The 19,784-nt window shown below is 55.7% G+C and carries 20 protein-coding genes; 12 read left to right on the forward strand and 8 right to left on the reverse strand.

Annotated features, from left to right (window positions below; all coding sequences use genetic code 11):
• The first annotated feature begins 144 nt into the window (after nt 1-144).
• Entirely contained in the window at nt 145-1,020 is an 876-nt protein-coding gene (locus tag ACESNI_RS09520) for an SDR family oxidoreductase (RefSeq protein WP_373086322.1), read from the forward strand.
• Complete coding sequence (locus ACESNI_RS09525) at nt 1,017-2,177, forward strand: acyl-CoA dehydrogenase family protein (RefSeq protein ID WP_373086323.1); 1,161 nt, start codon at nt 1,017-1,019, stop codon at nt 2,175-2,177. The genes ACESNI_RS09520 and ACESNI_RS09525 overlap by 4 nt, the downstream gene beginning before the upstream one ends.
• 239 nt (nt 2,178-2,416) lie before the next feature.
• On the opposite strand, the gene ACESNI_RS09530 is transcribed toward ACESNI_RS09525, so the two are convergent.
• Together ACESNI_RS09530 and ACESNI_RS09535 are read right to left on the reverse strand one after the other, a co-directional pair.
• Complete coding sequence (locus ACESNI_RS09530) at nt 2,417-3,211, reverse strand: DUF3800 domain-containing protein (RefSeq protein ID WP_373086325.1); 795 nt, start codon at nt 3,209-3,211, stop codon at nt 2,417-2,419.
• A gap of 239 nt (nt 3,212-3,450) precedes the next feature.
• Nucleotides 3,451-3,975 (reverse strand): EF-hand domain-containing protein, encoded by a 525-nt coding sequence (locus ACESNI_RS09535; protein WP_373086327.1) that lies wholly within the window; start codon nt 3,973-3,975, stop codon nt 3,451-3,453.
• Nucleotides 3,976-4,145: 170 nt separating this feature from the next.
• Between ACESNI_RS09535 and ACESNI_RS09540 the strand changes: the two genes are divergently transcribed.
• The 3 genes from ACESNI_RS09540 to ACESNI_RS09550 are packed head-to-tail and all read left to right on the forward strand — an operon-like array spanning nt 4,146 to nt 6,140.
• Complete coding sequence (locus tag ACESNI_RS09540; RefSeq protein ID WP_373086329.1) at nt 4,146-4,775, forward strand: TetR/AcrR family transcriptional regulator; 630 nt, start codon at nt 4,146-4,148, stop codon at nt 4,773-4,775.
• 31 nt (nt 4,776-4,806) lie between these two features.
• Complete coding sequence (locus ACESNI_RS09545; RefSeq protein WP_373086331.1) at nt 4,807-5,241, forward strand: acyl-CoA thioesterase; 435 nt, start codon at nt 4,807-4,809, stop codon at nt 5,239-5,241.
• Nucleotides 5,238-6,140, forward strand: a complete 903-nt coding sequence (locus ACESNI_RS09550) for a thioesterase family protein (protein ID WP_373086333.1) — start codon at nt 5,238-5,240, stop codon at nt 6,138-6,140. The genes ACESNI_RS09545 and ACESNI_RS09550 overlap by 4 nt, the downstream gene beginning before the upstream one ends.
• Nucleotides 6,141-6,250: 110 nt before the next feature.
• On the opposite strand, the gene ACESNI_RS09555 is transcribed toward ACESNI_RS09550, so the two are convergent.
• From ACESNI_RS09555 to ACESNI_RS09580, 6 genes are all read right to left on the reverse strand, one after another.
• Nucleotides 6,251-7,387, reverse strand: a complete 1,137-nt coding sequence (locus ACESNI_RS09555) for an acyl-CoA dehydrogenase family protein (protein ID WP_373086335.1) — start codon at nt 7,385-7,387, stop codon at nt 6,251-6,253.
• A 202-nt stretch (nt 7,388-7,589) separates the two neighbouring features.
• The gene (locus ACESNI_RS09560) at nt 7,590-7,913 is read right to left on the reverse strand and encodes a multidrug efflux SMR transporter (RefSeq protein ID WP_373086337.1); all 324 of its coding nucleotides are present in this window, start codon (nt 7,911-7,913) and stop codon (nt 7,590-7,592) included.
• Nucleotides 7,914-8,210: 297 nt separating this feature from the next.
• Nucleotides 8,211-10,001 (reverse strand): acyl-CoA dehydrogenase C-terminal domain-containing protein, encoded by a 1,791-nt coding sequence (locus tag ACESNI_RS09565; protein ID WP_373086339.1) that lies wholly within the window; start codon nt 9,999-10,001, stop codon nt 8,211-8,213.
• Between the two features lie 28 nt (nt 10,002-10,029).
• Nucleotides 10,030-12,363, reverse strand: coding sequence for a 3-hydroxyacyl-CoA dehydrogenase/enoyl-CoA hydratase family protein (locus tag ACESNI_RS09570; protein WP_373086341.1), 2,334 nt, complete (start codon nt 12,361-12,363; stop codon nt 10,030-10,032).
• A 2-nt stretch (nt 12,364-12,365) separates the two neighbouring features.
• The gene (locus tag ACESNI_RS09575; protein ID WP_373086343.1) at nt 12,366-13,502 is read right to left on the reverse strand and encodes an acetyl-CoA C-acyltransferase; all 1,137 of its coding nucleotides are present in this window, start codon (nt 13,500-13,502) and stop codon (nt 12,366-12,368) included.
• Between the two features lie 122 nt (nt 13,503-13,624).
• Complete coding sequence (locus ACESNI_RS09580; protein ID WP_373086345.1) at nt 13,625-14,065, reverse strand: MerR family DNA-binding transcriptional regulator; 441 nt, start codon at nt 14,063-14,065, stop codon at nt 13,625-13,627.
• A 144-nt stretch (nt 14,066-14,209) separates the two neighbouring features.
• Between ACESNI_RS09580 and ACESNI_RS09585 the strand changes: the two genes are divergently transcribed.
• The 7 genes from ACESNI_RS09585 to ACESNI_RS09615 all read left to right on the forward strand — a co-directional run.
• Nucleotides 14,210-14,536 (forward strand): Mpo1-like protein, encoded by a 327-nt coding sequence (locus tag ACESNI_RS09585; RefSeq protein WP_373086347.1) that lies wholly within the window; start codon nt 14,210-14,212, stop codon nt 14,534-14,536.
• Nucleotides 14,537-14,831: 295 nt separating this feature from the next.
• Nucleotides 14,832-15,752: a sulfite exporter TauE/SafE family protein gene (locus tag ACESNI_RS09590; protein WP_373086349.1), complete on the forward strand. Its 921-nt coding sequence runs from the start codon at nt 14,832-14,834 to the stop codon at nt 15,750-15,752.
• Nucleotides 15,753-16,541: a TIGR02186 family protein gene (locus ACESNI_RS09595; protein ID WP_373086351.1), complete on the forward strand. Its 789-nt coding sequence runs from the start codon at nt 15,753-15,755 to the stop codon at nt 16,539-16,541.
• Nucleotides 16,542-16,634: 93 nt separating this feature from the next.
• Nucleotides 16,635-17,873, forward strand: coding sequence for an MFS transporter (locus ACESNI_RS09600; protein WP_373086353.1), 1,239 nt, complete (start codon nt 16,635-16,637; stop codon nt 17,871-17,873).
• 34 nt (nt 17,874-17,907) lie between these two features.
• The gene (locus tag ACESNI_RS09605) at nt 17,908-18,738 is read left to right on the forward strand and encodes a CoA transferase subunit A (protein WP_373086354.1); all 831 of its coding nucleotides are present in this window, start codon (nt 17,908-17,910) and stop codon (nt 18,736-18,738) included.
• Entirely contained in the window at nt 18,735-19,487 is a 753-nt protein-coding gene (locus tag ACESNI_RS09610; protein WP_373086355.1) for a CoA-transferase, read from the forward strand. The genes ACESNI_RS09605 and ACESNI_RS09610 overlap by 4 nt, the downstream gene beginning before the upstream one ends.
• Before the next feature lie 35 nt (nt 19,488-19,522).
• A partial coding sequence (locus tag ACESNI_RS09615) for a CoA transferase (protein ID WP_373086356.1) occupies nt 19,523-19,784 on the forward strand: 262 nt, incomplete at its 3' end.

The following is a 19,784-nucleotide window of genomic DNA, read 5'->3' on the forward strand; positions in this document are numbered from 1 at the left end:
GGTCAGAACGAGCCTCAAAGTAGTATTGACGTTAACGTAAACGTCAAGTAACGAGCTGTCAATGCGCGATCCGGCACTCACAGGAATATACTTCAGCCGCCGGGCGCCGATTAAAAACAATAAAAAGCCGGAGGAGCGCCGCCCATGAATTATAAAAGCATTTTCAGGCCCGGACTGTTTGACGGACAGTCGATTGTCATCACCGGCGGCGGCAGTGGCATCGGCCGTTGTACGGCCCATGAGCTGGTTGCTTTGGGCGCGAAAGTGGCGCTCGTCGGCCGCTCTCTCGACAAGCTGGAGACGGTGGCCGCGGAAATTGCAGCAGACGGCGGCACTGCCACCACCCATACTTGCGATATCCGTGATGAAGACGCGGTGCGCGCGGCCGTCGCCGACATCATTGCCCGTCAGGGCGCCATACACGGGCTCGTCAATAATGCGGGCGGGCAGTTTCCCGCGCTGCTGGAGGAGATCACGCTCAAAGGCTGGGAAGCGGTCATCAAGACAAACCTGACCGGCGGCTTTCTGTTTGCCCGCGAATGCTACACCCAGTGGATGAAGGAAAACGGCGGCGGCCCGATCGTCAATATGGTCGCCGATATGTGGAATTCGATGCCGGGCATGGGGCATTCCGGCGCCGCCCGAAAGGGCATGCTGAGCTTTACCGAGACCGCCGCGCTTGAATGGGCGCCCGCCGGGGTCCGGGTCAACGCCATCGCCCCCGGCATGATCGTCTCCTCCGGCATGGATACCTATCCGGACTGGTGGAAGGAGCGGGTAAAGGTCCGCGTGAAATCGAACCCGGTGAAACGCATGGGGACAGAATCGGAGGTTTCCGCGGCCATCGTCTTCCTGCTGTCCGAGGCCGCGGCCTTTATCTCCGGCACCTGTCTCCGCGTCGATGGCGCCGCGCCCAATGTGCGCATCAACTGGGACATGCCCGACCACAAGAACAACAAGGCCTATAACGGCTTTCATCTCGCGGTAACCCCCAAACTGTTTCAGGAGGAGGGGGAGTGATCTATGGCCCCGACCATCAGGAACTCATCCGCTCGCTCACAAAATTCATCGAACAGGAAATAAACCCCCATGTCGAGGATTGGGAGGCGGCGGGGATGTTCCCGGCCCACGACCTTTTCAAAAAACTCGGCGCCCAAGGCTTTCTCGGCGTCTGCAAGCCCGAGGCATACGGCGGCATGGGCCTCGATTACTCCTACAGCCTGGCGGTTTCCGAAACACTCGGCCGGATTACCTGCGGTGCCGTCCCGATGGCGATCGGCGTGCAGACCGACATGGCGACCCCGGCCCTCGCCCGCTTCGGCTCCGATTATGTGAAGGAGACGTTTCTTCGCCCCGCCATCTCCGGGGACTTCGTCGCCTGTATTGGGGTCTCCGAGCCCGGTGCCGGCTCCGACGTTGCCGCGATCAAAAGCCGCGCCCGGCCCGACGGCGACGATTACATTATCAACGGCCAGAAGATGTGGATCACCAACGGCATTCAGGCCGATTTCATGTGCATGCTCGTCAACACCAGCGACGGGCCCCTGCATAGCAGCAAGTCCCTGATTGTTGTTCCCATGACGACGCCCGGCATCACTGTTACCCGCAAGCTCGACAAGCTCGGCATGCGCGCCTCCGATACCGCGCAGCTTTTCTTCGAGGATGTGCGGGTGCCGAAACGCAACCTCATCGGCGAGGAGGGCAAGGGCTTCACCTACCAGATGCAGCAGTTTCAGGAGGAACGGCTATGGGCGGCGGGCGCCGGGCTTTATCCGCTGGAGCGCGCGATCAATGACACCATTGCCTATACCAGCGCGCGCGAGGCCTTCGGCCGGCCGCTACTGGAAAATCAAGTGATCCATTTCCGCCTTGCCGAGCTAAAAACCGAGCTGGAGGCGCTTCGTTCCCTCACCTATCGCGCTGTCGCCGAGTACCGGGACGGCGCCGATGTGACCATGCTCGCCTCCATGGCCAAACTGAAGGTCGGTCGCTTGACCCGTGAGGTTGCCGACGCCTGCCTGCAATATTACGGCGGCATGGGCTTCATGAACGAAACCCCGATCTCCCGCCTCTACCGGGACGGTCGTCTGACCTCCATCGGCGGCGGCGCCGATGAAGTCATGCTCGGTATTATCTGCAAATATATGGATACTCTGCCGAAAAAGCGGCGGGGGTAAAGAGGTTACCGGCGTTTTCTTCAACACCCATACTAAAAATGCATTGTAATATTTCCTGCACACACTCTGATAGGGAGTGTGATAAGGCAAGGTTAAGTGATGGCAAAGAAGCAAAAGTGAGAAAGCGACGATCAGCAGCACTAGAGGTTTCTGGAAAAAGTCCAAGAAATGGTGGACGCTGGCGAATTAAGCACCGCAGAGGCCGAACAAAAGTTTGAGCGGATAATGAAGAAGATTGCTCAAGAGACAGGGTCATCCGCACCTCGCAAACGTTGACCGGTTTTGGCGTCGTGAATAGGCCAACCTTGGTTGTGCAATCGGCTGGCTAGCCACGGAACCAGCGCATCTTCTTTCATGGACAGCACAAGCAATGGGATTTTCCGCTTCCCATGCCTGGTAAGTATTTCGTTCACGGCCTTACCTTGCGCGGTGCGCCCGGTGCTGCGAGATAATCCAGCGACAAAGTCAGCGGCTTGCAGCGGGAGAAATTCGGTATCGTCTTCAAACCTTGGCTTTAGACCAAAGCGGCTTCGTTCTTCTGGTGAGAGACCAGCCAGATAAGCCTCCCAGCCATCGACAATTTTTCGTTCGTTTGAATGGTTATCGAAGTAAAAATCGACTTTGTCGCCATCATCCAAAAGTGTAGAGAACTCACCGCGTCGCCGATGAAAGCCATCCATCAAGTTTCTAAACGCGACGATCCACGGATCGCAATGAGGTCCCCACTTAATAGGAGACACCGTTTTGACACGAGATTGCGCAGCGCAAAGCGCCGGGATCTCAATCACACTGGCAACCAGAAAGCGGACGTGTTGTTGCAGCACATGCCAAAAGGCGGGCATGTCATCAGTTCGGCCTGCCATCTCCGAAAACTTGAAGTGACGCTTACCATCTTTGCGGATTGGTCCTAAGGGCAGAATTCCCCCCCATTCCGCAGAAAACGCGGCCCAACTGGCAACATCCGCGACAGCACCGCCAAGAACCAAAAGGTGTCCGTCACTGGACTCATCAATGAACGCCCTTAAAGCGACCATGACATGACGCCAAATTTCAGAGTGTCGAAGGCCTGCGACTTATCCCCAAACGTTGTCTCCACCGGCAAACTCTCCCCACTTGTGATCCAGAATATTCATACCAGATCACCTAACGAGTACGTCAAGTATAATAACGCCTTTTTCTTAAGCCTCTCCCGGTTTTCCGCAAAAAACCCTCATTCCGGGGGAATGAGGGCCTTTGATTGCAAACACTAGCAAGGTCGCAGAAGGGAGTAAGTTTATCCCTTGTGCTTGTCGCCCCGGTGCGGCATCAGGTTTGAGATTTCATCGGCGGAAATATTGCCGTCGCCGTTGGTATCGGCAGTCTCAAAGCGCTTGATGGTGATCGTTTCATACTCTTCCTTCGAGATGATACCGTCACCGTTCGCATCAAAATGTTTCAGGAAGCGATCGCCATGCTTCTGCTTTTTTGCGTCCCGGTGCATATCCCGGAAGGCCTGTGCCTCTTCCTTACTGATCGACCCGTTTTTATCGGTATCCATCTTGTCAAAGAATGTTTTTTTACGGATGGTTATCTCTTCCATGGTGACAGCGCCGTCACCATCTTTATCGAGCTTTTTAAACCAGTCGCCGGATCGCTCTGTCATCTCCTCGAAGGTGACCTGGCCGTCTTTGTTGGCGTCCATCCGCTCGAACATGCCGCCTTTATGCATTCCCTTATCGGATCCATCTGTATTCGCAAAAGCGATCACCGGAACAGCAAGAACAGTAAGCAGGGCGCCAATTATAATTTTACGTTTCATCAGATTAAGTCTCCTTCAGTTATGTGACTTATCCCTTCTACGTAAGGGGAAATGACATTCCGTCGAAAAAAGGAAAATAAAAGTAATGGTGGAATTGCTATATTGTATTGAACGACGTTCATATATCTATATTATGTTTATATATTTTTTCGGCAGGAAGGAAATTTCTAATGGCATCACCGGCCAGCGTTACACGGAAGGATACGGTCAGGGCCTTCAAGCGCCAACAATTTGTAGCGGCGGCCCGGCGACTTTATGACAGCACAGGTGCCGACGGGCTCACCATGCGCGACATCGCCCGGGAGGCGGGATATTCGCTTGGCGCGACCTATGCCTATTTTGGCAGCAAGGAGGAAATAGAGGCGGAGCTGCTGGCCGAAACCTTCAGCCAACTTGCCCGCCAGATCCGGAAATCACTGTCCCCCGGGACCCTGGGCGCGGGAGAGGCTAACCCCTTTCGCCTTTTTTATCGCCATTTTGTGCGTAACGGGAAAGACCGCCAACTATACCTCAACTGTCTTTCACCGGACCCGGACCGCGCACCCTCCCCTGATGCTAATTTCCTTACTATTATAAATAACCGGTTAATACCAACGTTAGGTATTATGGCCAACTGGCTTCACGGCACGGTTGGCTTCCCCCCCGTCGATGCGCAACGCGAAACCCTTGATGCCATCGCCTTCATAACCGGGGTGTTGATGCTGTCGGCGAACGCCCCCCTTGGCGCAATGGGGGAGGACGGCGAAGAAAGGGTCGACCGCTACCTCCAACGAATGCTATTAAGGAAAAAACAAGAATAACCACCGTGAGAGAGATAGGAGTTTCCCCTACATGAGCGGATATATTGAGAGTTATCGCGGGCAGGTCCTCGCCAGCGAATGTAATTTTCTGGGCCATATGAACATCCAGTTCTATGCCGCTACAGTCAGTCATGCGATCTGGAATATCTGTTATATGATCGGCATCCCGGCGGCGGATATTAAGGCCGGCAAGCGGGCGCTCGTCTCTGTCCAGCAGGAAATCAGCTTTGAGGCGGAGCTGCTCGCCGGCGATATCATCCATATGGAAACGGCGGCTCTCGGAACCTCGGAGAAGACCCTGACCCTTCAGAACAAGCTGTTCAACAGTGCGACCGGCGAACTCGCCATGGTGAATATCATGACCGCCGCCTATATGGATCTTGACGCCCGCAAGGCCATTCCCCTGACGCTGCCGATGCGGGAGAAAATAAAGGACCTCACGGTTGAGACGGAGGATGTGGCATGAACAAGCTGATCCCCGGGTATCGCGGCACCGTCAATGCGTGGGAATGCGACCAGATGGGGCATATGAATGTCCAGTTCTACTCGGCCAAATGCTCGCAGGCCTTTGGTCATTTACAGAACGCCCTCGGTCTGAGCCCGGCGCAAATCCGCGAGGACAAGAAGGGCCTGACCATCAGCTCTGTGCGTATTCAGTTCAAGTCGGAGCTTCATGCCGGCTCGGTCCTGCACGGGTTTTGTGGCATCCGGGAGGTGAAAGGCGAGGTTATCCACGGTTTCATCCATCTCTTCGATACCGCCTTCTATAAGCTCTCGTCGGTCTTTGAATTCACCGCGCACTATACTGACCTCATTAGTTCAGAGGCGCTCCCGCTGCCTGCCAAAGTCCGCAAACGAGCGGAGGACCTCTCCGATGAGCATCCGAAAATGTATCGCCCCGCGCCCTTTGCCGGCGCCCTGATGCCACCCGTCGCGCTGGATCATATGTTTGAAAGCGGGCGGAGTTCGGTCAATACCTGGGAATGCGACTCTTTTGGAAATATCGAAATGCGCCATATTATCGGCTATTTTTCAAACGCGGTCATCCATGTCCTGAAAAGCATCGGCCTCTCCCGTGGGCCCTTACGCGGTCAAAATCTGGGGTCGGCGGCGCTCGATTACCGATCCGATTTTCATGCGCCACTAAAAATGTCCGTGCCACTTGCGACCCGGAGCGGCCTGATCGGTGCGGAAGGGAAGATATTCCGCTTCGGCCATAACCTCATCAATCTCGACACCGGGAAGATCGCCGTGACCACGACCGTCCTCGGCTGTTACTTCGATATGGCGACGCGAAAATCCATCCCGCTCCCGGAGGAGTTTACGAATTACCCGAAAGAGAAATTACTGGAAGCCCAATTTTAGAAACACGCGAAGACTTAAGCGAAACGTTTCACGTGAAACATTCTGTTTCCCTAATAGGCGCTTCGAGCCCCTATCCAGCGGCGGCGGAAAAGTCCGCCAAACTTCCGTCCCTATAATTCGCGGGCGATCAGCTCCTTCATGATCTCGTTCGTGCCCCCATAGATGCGCTGTACCCGGGCATCGGCATAGGAGCGGGCGACGCGATATTCCCACATGAACCCGTAGCCGCCATGAAGCTGGAGGCACTCGTCGATGATCTTGTTTTCGAGGTCCGAACACCAGTATTTCGCCATCGCCGCCGTGGTTACATCAAGGGTGCCCTTCATCAGTTCCTCGATACATTTATCGACGAAGACGCGGGCGATCTGCACCTGTGTTTTCACTTCTGCGAGCTTGAACCGGCTATTCTGGAACTCGATGATATTCTTGCCGAAGGCGCTTCGTTCCTTTGTATAGTCGATGGTATCGGCGAGCACCGCCTCCATGGTCGAGGTTGCGCCGATGGCGATCTGCAGTCGTTCCCACGCTAGTTCCTTCATCAGGCAGATGAAGCCCCGCCCCTCCTCGCCCAGCATGTTCGTCGCGGGAACCCGCACATCATCAAAAAACAACTCTGACGTGTCCTGCGCCTTCAATCCAAGCTTGTCGAGATTGCGGCCCTTGTCGAAGCCATCGCGTGTTGCCTCAACCAGAAACAGCGTCGTGCCCTTCGCCCCCGCTTCCGGGTCGGTCTTGGTGACAACGATAACAAGGTCACACATAAAACCATTGGTGATGAAGGTCTTCGATCCGTTGATGACATACTCATCACCGTCCTTCACGGCCCGCGTCTTGACCCCCTGCAAGTCTGATCCGGCGCCGGGCTCGGTCATGGCGATGGCGCCGATGATCTCGCCGCGCGCCATTTTCGGCAGGAATTCCTTTTTCTGCTCCTCGGTGCCGTAATGGAGGATATAGGGCCCGACAATTTCAGAATGAAGCCCAAATCCCGGCCCGGTTGTCCCCGCCCGCGCCTGTTCCTCCATCATGATGATGCTGTAAAGCTTGTCCGCCCCGGCCCCGCCGTACTCCTCGGGGATAGTCATGCAGAGCAAACCCTGCCGTCCTGCCTCTGCCCAGGCTTCGCGGCTGATCTGCCCATCCTTTTCCCACTGGCTGTGATGAGGGATTATATGTTCTTCATAGAACCGGCGCACTGTCCCCCGAAAGATATTATGCTCTTCACTGAAAATGGACCGCTCGATCATCTCGCCACCCTTTGTTCTTATGTTTTATGCGATTTTCATTGTAATTGACAATTTGTCAATTTCCCGCGGTAGTTTACCCAAACCGCAGTCCCGTTACCACAAAAAAGAGGGTATACGATTTTAACCGTTGATGGAATAGCTCCGCCTGTCCGGGGTCCAGATCACCATATACAATAGCCGGTGACGTTTATCATGAGAAACATCAGACGGAGGAGCTTGATACTTTCATCAACACTAATCCCGAAACGATCAGAGACGCCGCGACAATTCTCATTGCATTAACCGGCTCGGCCAACAAAGTGATGCCGACAATAAAAGCGCCGACCGCCCCAATACCCGTCCAAATCACATACGCGGTGCCAAGCGGGATGGTTCGCATGGCAATGGCTAACAGCCCGAAGCTGCCGATCATTGTGATTAGCGTAATGACGGAGGGAACTAACCGGCTGAAGCCTTCCGACTGCTTCATCGAATACGCCCAAACCACTTCAAGAACACCGGCGATAAGTAGATATATCCAGGCCATTAGCCCTGCTCCTTAATAGGGCCAGGACGTCCTGGACATTCTTCTCGAAACGAGGGAGGCCGTCCTCCTTGGTCGTTGATTTTACCATAAACGCTTCAACCATCCCCGCAAAGCAAAGCGGGTGTGAATGAATTGCGCCCAAAACAACCATATTTCCGGTGGAAATGCCATAATGCAAGTGCGGAGTAAACCGAAAATTTATGCATCAGGAAAAATAGTGGCAGCTCCGCGAGCCTCTCGCCCTGAGGGAACAGGCGGAGCAATGCCCCGCCCCCTCACGTTCCGAGACAAACGCCCCTAAAAGGCGTCCGCGTCGAGTTCCATCATGGTTTTCGAGCCCGCACTCATTTTCACAAGCAATGAGGAAACATCGGGGATCATGCGTTCAAAAAAGAAGCGGGCGGTGACCAGCTTTGTTTTGTAAAAGTCGGGATCGTCTGCGCCGTCAGCCAGTTTCGCCTTGGCGATCTTGGCCATCTGCGCCCACATGAACCCAAGGGCCACAAGCCCGAACATCCGCAAATATTCCGAGGAACCGGCCCCCGCCTCGTCCGGGTTCTTCATCCCCTTCTCACCGAGCATTGCGGTTCCCTGCTGCAATTTGGCGAAGGCTTTTGCGAGCGGCAGGACGAAATCCTTCAACTCCGGGTTCATCATGTTTTCCTGGATGAAGGCATCGACCGGATGGAAGAACTGGCGCAGGTTGCGCCCCAGATTCTGCGGTAGCTTGCGGCCGACGAGGTCGAGCGCCTGAATACCGTTGGCGCCCTCATAAATCTGGGTGATGCGGGCATCGCGGACGAATTGCTCCATTCCCCATTCATGGATATAGCCGTGACCGCCGTAGCATTGCATAGCGTTGGCGGCTGAATCAAAGCCCATATCGGTGAAATAGGCCTTGATGACCGGCGTGAGAAGCGAGAGTGCCTCGTCGGCGGCGCGGCGGGTTTCTTCCTCAGGATGCTTTGCCACTATATCAACCTGCAACCCGGCCCACAGGCCAAGCGCCCGCGCGCCTTCGGTAAAGGCACGGATGGTCATCAGTTGACGGCGGATATCGGGATGCACAATGATCGGGTCGGCTGGCTTCTCCGGCGCCTTGACACCAGAGATGGAACGGCCCTGAAGCCGGTCCTTCGCATAAACCACCGCATTCTGATAGGCGACCTCCGCCTGCGACAGGCCCTGAATACCAACGCCAAGACGGGCGGCGTTCATCATTGTGAACATGGCGCGCATGCCCTTATGGGCATCGCCCAGCAGCCAGCCGGTTGCCTCGTCGTAATTCATGACACAGGTGGAATTCCCATGAATGCCCATCTTATGCTCGATCGAGCCACAGGCGACACCGTTGCGCGTGCCCGGGTTCCCGTCCTTGTCGAGCAGGAATTTCGGCACAATAAACAGCGAGACGCCCTTGATCCCCTCCGGTCCGCCCGGTATTTTGGCCAGCACCAGATGGACGATATTGTCGGCGAGGTCATGCTCACCGGCAGAAATAAAAATCTTGGTGCCGGAGATTTTATAGCTGCCGTCCTTCTCAGGCACCGCCTTGGTGCGCATAAGGCCGAGATCGGTGCCGCATTGCGGCTCGGTCAGGTTCATGGTGCCGGTCCAGTCGCCGGTGACCATTTTTGGAAGCCACGTCTTTTTCTGTTCGTCGGTGCCATGGGTATGAATGGCGGCATAGGCCCCGTGGGTGAGGCCCGGATACATGCCGAAGGCCATGTTCGCGGAACTCATCATCTCGGCAAAGGCAATGCCGATGACATGGGGGAGCCCCTGTCCGCCATATTCCGGATCGGCATCGAGGCCCATCCAGCCGGCGCCGCGATATTCGTCATAGGCGGCCTTGAACCCGGTCGGGGTGGTGACCTCACCGTCATTCCATTTACAGCCCTCGCTGTCACCAACCAGGTTGAGCGGCTGGATTACCTCGCTCATCAGCTTGGCACCTTCTTCGAAGATAGCGTCAATCACGTCCGGCGTCGCCTCCTCGAACCCGGGCAGATTGGTCATTTTGTCAAGACCCAGCAGATCATTTAGGACGAATTTGAAGTCCTTTACAGGCGCATTGTAAACAGGCATTTCGGTACTCCTTAAAGGGGTCGAGACCCTAGTTTCTGAGCGGCTTCCCGGTCGTCAGCATATGCTCGATCCGGTCCAGCGTTGTGGGGTTATGGATCAGGGCCATGAAGCCCTCGCGCTCCAGTTGCAGCATTTTCTTTTCCGTCACCGGCTCAGTGATATCGGTATCGCCGCCGGTGAGAACGCGGGCAACCGCCCCGCTCACCACGCCGTCATAGGCGGTGGCCCTGCCCATGGAGACAAAGCCAGAGACCGCCATATCGAACGCGGCGGCAGCGGTTGGGCCGGGCAGATTGATCTCGACCGGCTCCGGCGCGGCATAGCCTTCAACCATCGAGAGCGCCTTTTTCTTGGCATCCGCGAGGACGCGTTTGCGGTTCATGGTGATGGCATCCCCGTCCCGAAGGATCAGCATATCGCGCGCCTCGGCGGCGCTGGTCGATACCTTTGCGGTTGAGATAGCCTCGAACACACCGGAAAGCGCGGGCATCGCGCCGCCCGGGCGTTTCTTGTTGACGATCGCCCGTGTCACCAGTTCCTTACAGCCGCCGAAGCCGGGGAGGACCCCGACGCCAACCTCGACAAGGCCCATATAGCTTTCGGCATGGGCCTGTACGGCCCCGGCGGCAAGAACAATCTCGCAGCCGCCGCCAAGCGCCATACCGGCGGGCGCGGCGACCACGGGGAACGACGCATATTTCAGCTTCATCAGGGCGGTTTGCCCCTCGGCTATCTGGTTCTCGATCACCGGCCACATGGCGGCATTGGCGGCAAACAACACGAGCCCGACATTGGCACCAACGGAGAAATTATCTGCATCCGTCCCGATGACCAGCGCCTTGAAGCCTTTCTTGTCGATCTTTGCGGCCTCGGTCAGCATGGTGACGACGTCCTGATCGATGGAGTTCATCTTGGTGTGAAGTTCAAGGCAGGCAACCCCGTCGCCCAAGTCCCAGATGCTGGCACCCTTGTTCGACAGGACAGGCTCGGCCCCGCGCTTGATATCGGCGAGCGTCCAGGCGCCATCGGCAATTGGCACAGCCGCATAATCGCCGTCCAGCGTCATGTAAAGTGCATCCCGGCCCTCTTCCTTGTAGAGCGGGCGGTCCCCTACTTTCTTGAGAAACGCCGGAACCGGCAGGCCCTCGGCGGCCAATCTGTCAATGAAATACTGGTTGCCAAGCTGGTCGAGCTGCTCGAACGGGCCGTATTTCCAGGCGTAACCGGTCTTCATGGCGCGATCGATGGCAATGATATCATCGGCGATTTCGCCGACAAGCGAGGCCGCGTAGGAGATTGTCTTGGAGAGAATTGCCCAGGCATATTCGCCGCCCTTGTCATCATATTCGACAAGTGCCCGCAGGCCTTTCCGCGCCGCCTTGACAGAGCCGAGATCAGGCTTTTCGGCCTTGGCGTATTCGCCGGTTTTGAGGTTGCGGGCTTCCTTGGTCTTCTTGCCCCCGTCCTTGTTCATACGGTAGAAGCCACCCTTGCCCTTACGACCGGTGTAGCCTTCCTCGATCATTTTAGCGACCGTCTGCACCATCGGGTGGTTTTCGTCATATTCCTGAACGAAGGTGTCGGATTTTGGCAATTCCACCAGCATCGAGGCGATGACTTTAGGGCCAAGGTCAATGCCAGTCAGATCGCCAAGGCCAAAAATCCCTGTGGAAGGAATGCCCATCGGCTTGCCACAGACCGCATCCGCCTCCTCGACGCTAAGGCCGAGGTCATAAGCGCTTTGCGTCGCGACGGAGGACCAGTAAATCCCGATCCGGTTGCCGATAAACCCGGGCGTATCGAAACAGTCAATCACTTCCTTGCCCAGGGCCACATCAGCGAAGACGCGTAAATCCTTGAGGGCATCTTTGCGTGTATGGACGCCGCCAACCAGTTCAAAAAGTCGCATATAGCGCGGCGGATTGAAGAAATGGGTGATGGCGAAATCCTTCTGGAAGTCTGCCGGTAGCCCCTCGGTGAGGGTTTTGAGCGGGATCGTCGAGGTATTGGAGGTGACGATCGAGCCTTTTTTGCGCACCGTATCGAGCCGCTTATAAAGGTCCTGCTTGAGCTTGGGGTTCTCAATAATCGCCTCGCAGATCCAGTCGCAATCGGCAACCAGATCAAGGCTGTCCTCAAGATTTCCGGTGGTGACAAGCCGGGCGTTCTTCTTGTGCATAAACGGCGCGGGCTTGGTTTTCAGCAGGGTCGCAACCGCGCCCTCCGCCAGCATATTGCGGTTCTCCGCGTCTTTCGGGACGATATCGAGCAGCACAACCGGGATGCCCGCATTGGCGACATGGGCGGCAATCGCCGCGCCCATGACACCGGCGCCGATAACGGCAACTTTCTCAATCGCCATGATCAGCAGGCCTCCAGGATTGTCGCAATGCCCTGCCCGCCGCCGATGCACTGGGTAGCGAGGCCGAGGGACTTACCCTCGCGCTGCAGCAGGCTGGCAACCTTGCCGGTGATGCGCGCGCCAGTCGCTCCCATCGGATGACCGAGCGCAATGGCGCCGCCATCAAGATTGGTGTTGTCGTAACTCATGCCCGCTTCCTTCAGAACCGCCAGCGACTGCGCGGCGAAGGCCTCGTTCAGCTCGATAATATCAATATCCTTCAGGGTCAATCCAGCACGCTCCAGCGCCTTGGCGGTCGCCTGCACCGGACCGATCCCCATGATCTCGGGGGCACAGCCGACAACGGCAATGGACTTGATCCGCGCGAGTTTCTTGAGTCCGTTCGCGTCGGCATATTCCTCAGAACAGATCAGCGTCGCCGACGCGCCATCGGTCAGCGGCGAGGAGGTTGCCGCTGTGACCGTACCATCCGCATCAAACGCCGGTTTAAGACCGGCCAGTGTTTCCAGTGACGTACCGGGACGGATACAGCCATCCTGCTCGACCCGGATATTGCCCTCGACAATCGGGATGATTTCGTCGGTGAACTTGCCCGCCTCGCGGGCCGCCGCTGCACGGGCATGGCTTTCGACGGCCATTTCCTCCTGCTCTTTACGGGAGATTTTGTATTTTTTGGCGAGATTCTCCGCCGTGATCCCCATGGAGACGTAAGCCTCAGGATATTCCTTGTAAAGGCGCGGATGCGGCGCCGGATTAAAGCCGCCCATGGGCACCCGGCTCATACTCTCGATACCGCCGCAGATAAAAGCCTCCCCGGCGCCCATCTGGATTGCACCTGCCGCCATATGAATGGCCTGCATGGAGGAGCCGCAGAAGCGGTTGACCGTGGTCGCCGCCGCCGTTTTCGGAAGACCGGCAAGGAAGCTGATAATGCGGGCGACGTTCAAGCCCTGCTCCGCCTCGGGAAAGGCGCAGCCGATGATCACATCCTCGATATCCTCGATATTGACACCGCTCTTGTCGATCAAACCGCGCACCACCTGTGCCGCCATTTCATCGGGGCGGATTTTAATCATCTCCCCTTTGTTCGCGAGGGTGAAGGGGGAACGAGCATAGCCAGCGATTACCACGTTCTTCATTATCACGGTTTCCTTTCAGATCTGTGTTCAGGCGACGGACCTTTAGCCTGTCGCTAATTTCAACTCTTCCCCGGAGGGGTTGATTACAAATGAGTGACCGCCACCCGATGACGGAAGCATTCTTACGCGATTGTCTTTTTGAACTTTTTACCGGTTTCCGCTCCCGATGCGAGATGATCCTGTAGCTGCTCTATTCCGTCTTCAAGCTCGGTAATGGCTTCGTCGATGTCGCGACGCTGCTCGACCAGTTTGGCCAACTGCTCCTGACATTTTTCCAGCGTAAAGGTGAGCTGCCCGGTGGCCTCGCCTTCCGGGGAATACAGATCCATCATTTTCTTGATATCCTGGAGGCTGAAGCCCAAACGCCGCCCGCGCAGAATTATCTTGAGCCGCGCCCGGTCACTCCGGGAATAAATGCGGACAGTGCCCTCCCGATCCGGATTTATCAGGCCCTTATCCTCATAAAAGCGAATAGTGCGGGAAGTGATGTTGAATTCCCCGGCAAGCTCGGTAATGGAGTAGCTGGCCCTGTTTTCCATGCTAATCTGTGAGTTTGTATTCATACCATACCCGTTTATTTTATCGTTGCGACAATTATACTTGACGTTTACGTAAACGTCAAGACAAAGCCAGCGCCCGCAGATAACTGGAAATCGGGTAGTTTTTTTAGTATACTACAGGGAAGATAGGACGGGAAGCCCACGTAAATGGCAAACAAAATACAAACATATGCAGAATTCTGGCCTTATTATCTTCGAGAACATTCAAGCCCGAAGGGCCGCCATTTGCATTATCTAGGCACGACGCTGGCGTTGTTCGCACTTATACTGGCGATCGTGTTGCAAATGCCGTCGCTCATCCTGCTTGCCCTTATCTGTGGCTATGGCCCGGCCTGGATTGCGCATTTCTACATCGAGAAAAACCGCCCCGCGACCTTCAGCTATCCCTTCTGGTCCCTGCTCAGCGATTTCAGGATGTATTTTACCTGGCTCAGTGGCAAATTGCCGCGAGAACTTGAAAAGGCCGGAATTTAATCCTCTCCCGCGTTTCTGTTTTTTCCCGTCGGCAATTGATCTGGATTCATTTTGGAGGCATTGCACAACTCACGGCCATCTTTCCCGGCTCAAGACAAGGCGGGAAGAACTGGGTATTCAGGGCTATTTCCCCCGAAAACAGCGGTCCAGGTGGCAAAAATACTCTATTTTCGGTGCGATGCACAACTTTTGCTGCGCTGCCCTTTCCTTCTTTAGGGATTTCATGTATAGCCAGAAAGTTCGGTGTGCCGACCGCTTCAAGATACAAAAATTTAAAAAAGGCCCAGCCCGTAGAATGACTGTTTATCTGCCCATTGCCGAGATTTCGGTCAATCTGTTTTTGATCTTGGGTATGGGCGGGGCGATTGGACTGCTGTCGGGAATGTTCGGGGTCGGCGGAGGCTTTCTAATGACGCCTTTGCTGATTTTTATAGGTATTCCCCCCGCAGTCGCGGTGGCCTCCGTCGCCAACCAGATTACCGCCGCCAGCGTGTCCGGCGTGCTGGCCCACTGGCGGCGCGGAAATGTCGATTTCAAAATGGGGATGGTCCTGCTCGTGGGCGGTATTGTCGGTTCAATGATCGGCACCTGGATTTTCACGATCCTGAAATCAATTGGCCAGGTCGATTTATTGATTTCCCTCTCTTACGTTATCTTTCTTGGCACCATCGGTGGCTTGATGTTTTTTGAAAGCATCAAATCCATGATAAGCAGCCACCGGGGGTCCACGCCCCGCAAAAAACTTCACCAGCATTACTGGATCCATGGCCTGCCGTTTAAAATGCGGTTTCGCAAGTCAAAGCTTTACATCAGCGCCCTGATGCCGCTCGGCATTGGAACATTTGTCGGTATCCTCTCGGGTATCATGGGGGTGGGTGGCGGATTTGTCATGGTTCCCGCCATGATATACCTGCTTGGCATGCCGACTTCCGTGGTTATCGGTACATCTTTGTTCCAAATCATTTTCGTAACCGCCAACGTCACCCTGCTTCAATCAATTGCGACGCAGACCGTTGATGTCATGCTGGCCATATTGCTGATGAGCAGCTCGGTTGTCGGCGCACAAATCGGCACCCGGTTTGGAACCCGGCTACGCGGTGAACAACTGCGCGCCATGTTATCCTTTCTGGTCATTCTCGTCTGTGCCAAGCTTGCCTTCGACCTCGTCGTTACTCCTGACGATCTGTATTCACTCAGCACCGTAGGCGCGAACTAGATGGGACAGATTAGCAGAACAGTTGGAAATGTAGCCCTATTTGCGGCATTTTTGAGTTTTGTCAATCTGCATCTGGCGCGGGTTGCAACGGCGGATTCAACTCTCGTTACCGATATCTCCTCACGTCTGATATCTGTGAATTCCGATTTCACCGGTGCCGAATTACTTCTGTTCGGCTCGATAAAATCCGATAGTAATCTTGATAGTTTCGGGCATGACGACCTGATAATTGTTGTCCGCGGACCGCACAAGAACATCGTCGTTCGCCGTAAAGACCGGATCGCCGGTATCTGGATGAATACAACATCCGTCGAATTCACCGAGGTTCCGAGCTTCTATGCCATTGTCAGCAACCGGCCAGTCACAGAAATTGCTTCCGCGGGCACGCTCAAGCGCTTGCGCATTGGCCCCGAGCGGCTTAATTTTCACTCCGGCGCCGCTGTCGATGCCAGCCTGCCGTTTCAGGAGGCGGTAATCCGGCAAAAATCCGAAACCAACCTCTATTCGGATCAGGAAGGGGCTATCTATTTTCTCGGCGACACCCTGTTCAGGACAACCATCGAATTGCCCGCCAATGTTCCGGTCGGAGATTATGTCGCGGAGTTTTACCTGTTCCGGGACAATGACCTCGTCAGCGCCCAGTCGTCGCCACTATTTATCAAGAAATCAGGACTAGGCCGGGCAATTTTCGAGTTTGCCCATAACTATGCTATCCTTTACGGGATTGCGGCCAACATTGTTGCACTGCTTGCGGGATGGCTGGCCTCTATCATCTTCCGAAAAGAATAGGCCACGACATTATCAATGCGTAAAAATATCTGCTAGCCTTAGGAAAATTGGGTCCCCCTGCCCAGAAGAAACAACGAGAACGGAGCGGGATTCTTGACTGAGTCGAAATCGACAGAATTTGCGCCTATTGCCATAGGCGTCCTCGCCGTCTGCTTTCTGGCCGGCATGTCGGGACGTTTCGCGTTCGAGAATTTCCCCAATCTGGTCTCCCCGCTCAGTGAAGAGTTTCATTTCACTCGGGGAACGGTAGCATCGATATACTCCGTTGGCGGCATTGTAACCGGGTTATCGGGGCCGTTCGTCGGGGCATTGTTCGACCGGCTGGGGCCACGCAATGTTTATGGACTTGGCATGATTTCCGGCGGGCTCGGCCTGATATTAGCTGGCATGTCAGACACTCTGTGGCAGTTTTATCTCAGCATCAGTGTCCTGATCGGCTTTGCCGCGGCCGCCTGCGGCAATGTGACGAACTCAGCGCTTGCCAGTCGCTGGTTTCGTAAAAAGCTTCCGTTGGCGTTGGCCATCATCTATTCGTCCTTGGGGGCGGGAACCTTTCTAGGCCTCTCTTTTTCACAGATCTTCATCGAAAATTTCGGCTGGCGGCACGCGGAATTCCTGCTCGGCCTCTGTGTTCTGTCGACGCTTCTGATCCTTGTCTTCCTTCCCTGGCGCCGCATCGCCGTCGGACGGATTGAAACTGACCTGACGCGCCAACTCGATACCACTCTGCCGGAGATCGAATGGACGCTCCGAAAAGCAATGCGGACGCTGCCGTTCTGGGCGCTGGGTTCCATTTTCTTCTTCACCGGCAATGCCATGTATGCCCTCGTCATCCAGACGGTAACCTATCTTATAGAGGTCGGTTTTACCCCCATCGAAGCCTCGGTCAATTTTGGCCTGACGGGAATGCTCGTCCCGGTCGGGATGCTCGGTGCGGGGTTTCTCGCACTCCGCATCGGACTGGTACTGACTGCAATGCTGAGCTATGTCCTGACGATCACGGCGGTCCTGTGCCTATGGTCGCTCGACCGATCCGATCATCTGCTCCCTCTATACGGCTTTATCGTATGTTTCGGGTTGACGATGGGCTCGCGCGGGCCAATGATTGGCACAATCGCCTCACGGCTGTTTCGCGGCCGCAGCTTTGGTGTGATTTACGGTGCCGTCTTCGTCGGCGGCGGTCTCGGTATGGCCTCTGGCTCATTCGTTTCCGGCCTGCTCTATGACCTGACAGGGGCCTATGACGCCGTTTTCATCTATGCCTGCATTTGCCTTCTCATCGGATCGTCGCTATTTATCCTTGTCAAAGAGATCCGAAACCAGCCAAAATAGGCAGAAGATATTTTAACGGGAAACAAGAAACAACATGTCCCCTTCTGAGCCATTTGTGAAAATCGATGAACTGGCGACTGCGGTACCCGATGGCACCAAGCTGGCCATCCCCGCCGATTATGCCGGGGTGTCGATGGCGGCAACGCGCGCCCTGATCCGACGGCGCGTGCGAAACCTGCATCTTGTTGGCGTTCCTACCAGCGGGCTGCAGGCGGAACTGCTGATCGGTGCGGGATGCGTCTCGACGCTTGAAAGCTCCGCTCTCACGCTCGGCGAATACGGTCCGGCCCCGCGTTTCACCAGGGCCGTCCGCAACGGGACTATCCATCTCGTCGATGCCACCTGTCCCGCTATTCACGCCGCGCTGCAGGCTTCCCAAAAAGGCATCCCCTTCATGCCGCTCCGGGGGATTCTCGGCAGCGATCTTCTTACCCACCATCCCGCCTGGATGGTTATGCAAAATCCTTTTTCGAACGAGGATGACCCAATCGTCGCCATTCCGGCAATCCAGCCCGATATTGCCCTGTTTCACGCCCCGCTCGCGGATCGGGACGGGAATGTCTGGCTCGGTCGCAAGCGCGAGCTGGTCAATATGGCGCAAGCCTCCAAGACAAGTTTCGTGACTGTCAGCCGGATCACTGACCGTAACCTCTTTGACAGCGAGGAAATGGCCGCCGGGGTCCTGCCCGCGCTCTATGTCGGCAAGATCTGCCAGTTTGAAAACGGCAGCTGGCCGCTTTCCTTCTGGGAGGGCGCGGCGGCGGATGATGCCCATCTGAAACTCTATGTGAACGCGGCAAAAACCGATGACGGCTTTGCCGCGTATCTCGACCAATATGTCTTTGGCGAAAGCCTGCCCGCATGACCGTTGCTGATAACCAGAAAGCCCTGATCTGCCTGATTGCCGGACTGCTTAAAGGATGCAATCATGTGGCGGTTGGGGCCGCCTCTCCCATTCCCGGCGCGGCCGCACTGCTGGCAAATGCCGCCTGGGGCAGCCCCCGGCATGTAAATATTCTGGGATCGGTCGCCAATAACTTCTTCACCGGCGGCGGCGGAGAGTTGTTTGACTGCGCGGCGCAAGGGCGAATTGACGCGTTCTTTCTTGGCGGTGGACAGATCGACGGCGAGGCCAACATTAATCTGATGGGGCTTGGTGATTATCCTCGTTCCCAGCCCCGCTGGCCGGGCACGTTTGGCTCCGCCTATCTCTATTACCTGATCCCGAAAGTCATTCTCTTTCGCGAGGAGCATTCACGGCGGACGCTGGTTGAAAAGGTTGATTTCATTAGTGCGCCCGGCACGTCCGCAGATAATATTTACCGCAAGGGCGGCCCGTTCGGTCTGGTGACCGGCAAGGGCTTCTTCCGGTTCGACCGGGACCGGAAACGCTTTCAACTCGTTTCCGTCCATCCGACAAGCTCGCTTGAGGATATCCTCGACAATACGGGGTTCAGATTTGACTATACCCCGGATGTTCCGCTGACAGCCACGCCCGATCCTGCGCTGCTTGAATTGCTGAATGAGACTGTTAAACTCAAGCTGGCCGAAGTCTATCCAAATTTTGCCGAAACCATATTTACAGTGACATCGGCAAACAGGTCGATAAAATAAACACCCGCATAACCATAATAAAACGAAGGACAGACATGTCGAGTAAAGGTGCATTATCCGGATTAAAAGTTATCGATCTTTCCCGCGTTCTGGGCGGTCCCTTCTGCACGCAGATCCTCTCCGATCACGGGGCGGAAGTGATCAAGGTCGAGCCCCCCCAGGGGGATGAGACCCGGGGCTGGGGCCCGCCCTATAATGACGATGGAATATCCGCCTATTTTTCCGGCACCAACCGGAACAAACAGTCCATTTCCCTCGATATCCGCCATGAAAAGGGACGGAAAATCCTGCTTGAGC

The sequence above is a fragment of the Sneathiella sp. genome (assembly GCF_041689005.1).
Classification (GTDB): Bacteria; Pseudomonadota; Alphaproteobacteria; order Sneathiellales; family Sneathiellaceae; genus Sneathiella.

Bases quoted from the DNA above. Each gene is read 5' to 3' on its own strand.
- ACESNI_RS09520 (WP_373086322.1), top strand. From the start codon at position 145: ATGAATTATAAAAGCATTTTCAGGCCCGGACTGTTTGACGGACAGTCG.
- ACESNI_RS09530 (WP_373086325.1), bottom strand. From the start codon at position 3,211: ATGGTCGCTTTAAGGGCGTTCATTGATGAGTCCAGTGACGGACACCTT.
- ACESNI_RS09535 (WP_373086327.1), bottom strand. From the start codon at position 3,975: ATGAAACGTAAAATTATAATTGGCGCCCTGCTTACTGTTCTTGCTGTT.
- ACESNI_RS09540 (WP_373086329.1), top strand. From the start codon at position 4,146: ATGGCATCACCGGCCAGCGTTACACGGAAGGATACGGTCAGGGCCTTC.
- ACESNI_RS09545 (WP_373086331.1), top strand. From the start codon at position 4,807: ATGAGCGGATATATTGAGAGTTATCGCGGGCAGGTCCTCGCCAGCGAA.
- ACESNI_RS09550 (WP_373086333.1), top strand. From the start codon at position 5,238: ATGAACAAGCTGATCCCCGGGTATCGCGGCACCGTCAATGCGTGGGAA.
- ACESNI_RS09555 (WP_373086335.1), bottom strand. From the start codon at position 7,387: ATGATCGAGCGGTCCATTTTCAGTGAAGAGCATAATATCTTTCGGGGG.
- ACESNI_RS09560 (WP_373086337.1), bottom strand. From the start codon at position 7,913: ATGGCCTGGATATATCTACTTATCGCCGGTGTTCTTGAAGTGGTTTGG.
- ACESNI_RS09565 (WP_373086339.1), bottom strand. From the start codon at position 10,001: ATGCCTGTTTACAATGCGCCTGTAAAGGACTTCAAATTCGTCCTAAAT.
- ACESNI_RS09570 (WP_373086341.1), bottom strand. From the start codon at position 12,363: ATGGCGATTGAGAAAGTTGCCGTTATCGGCGCCGGTGTCATGGGCGCG.
- ACESNI_RS09575 (WP_373086343.1), bottom strand. From the start codon at position 13,502: ATGAAGAACGTGGTAATCGCTGGCTATGCTCGTTCCCCCTTCACCCTC.
- ACESNI_RS09580 (WP_373086345.1), bottom strand. From the start codon at position 14,065: ATGAATACAAACTCACAGATTAGCATGGAAAACAGGGCCAGCTACTCC.
- ACESNI_RS09585 (WP_373086347.1), top strand. From the start codon at position 14,210: ATGGCAAACAAAATACAAACATATGCAGAATTCTGGCCTTATTATCTT.
- ACESNI_RS09590 (WP_373086349.1), top strand. From the start codon at position 14,832: ATGACTGTTTATCTGCCCATTGCCGAGATTTCGGTCAATCTGTTTTTG.
- ACESNI_RS09595 (WP_373086351.1), top strand. From the start codon at position 15,753: ATGGGACAGATTAGCAGAACAGTTGGAAATGTAGCCCTATTTGCGGCA.
- ACESNI_RS09605 (WP_373086354.1), top strand. From the start codon at position 17,908: ATGTCCCCTTCTGAGCCATTTGTGAAAATCGATGAACTGGCGACTGCG.
- ACESNI_RS09610 (WP_373086355.1), top strand. From the start codon at position 18,735: ATGACCGTTGCTGATAACCAGAAAGCCCTGATCTGCCTGATTGCCGGA.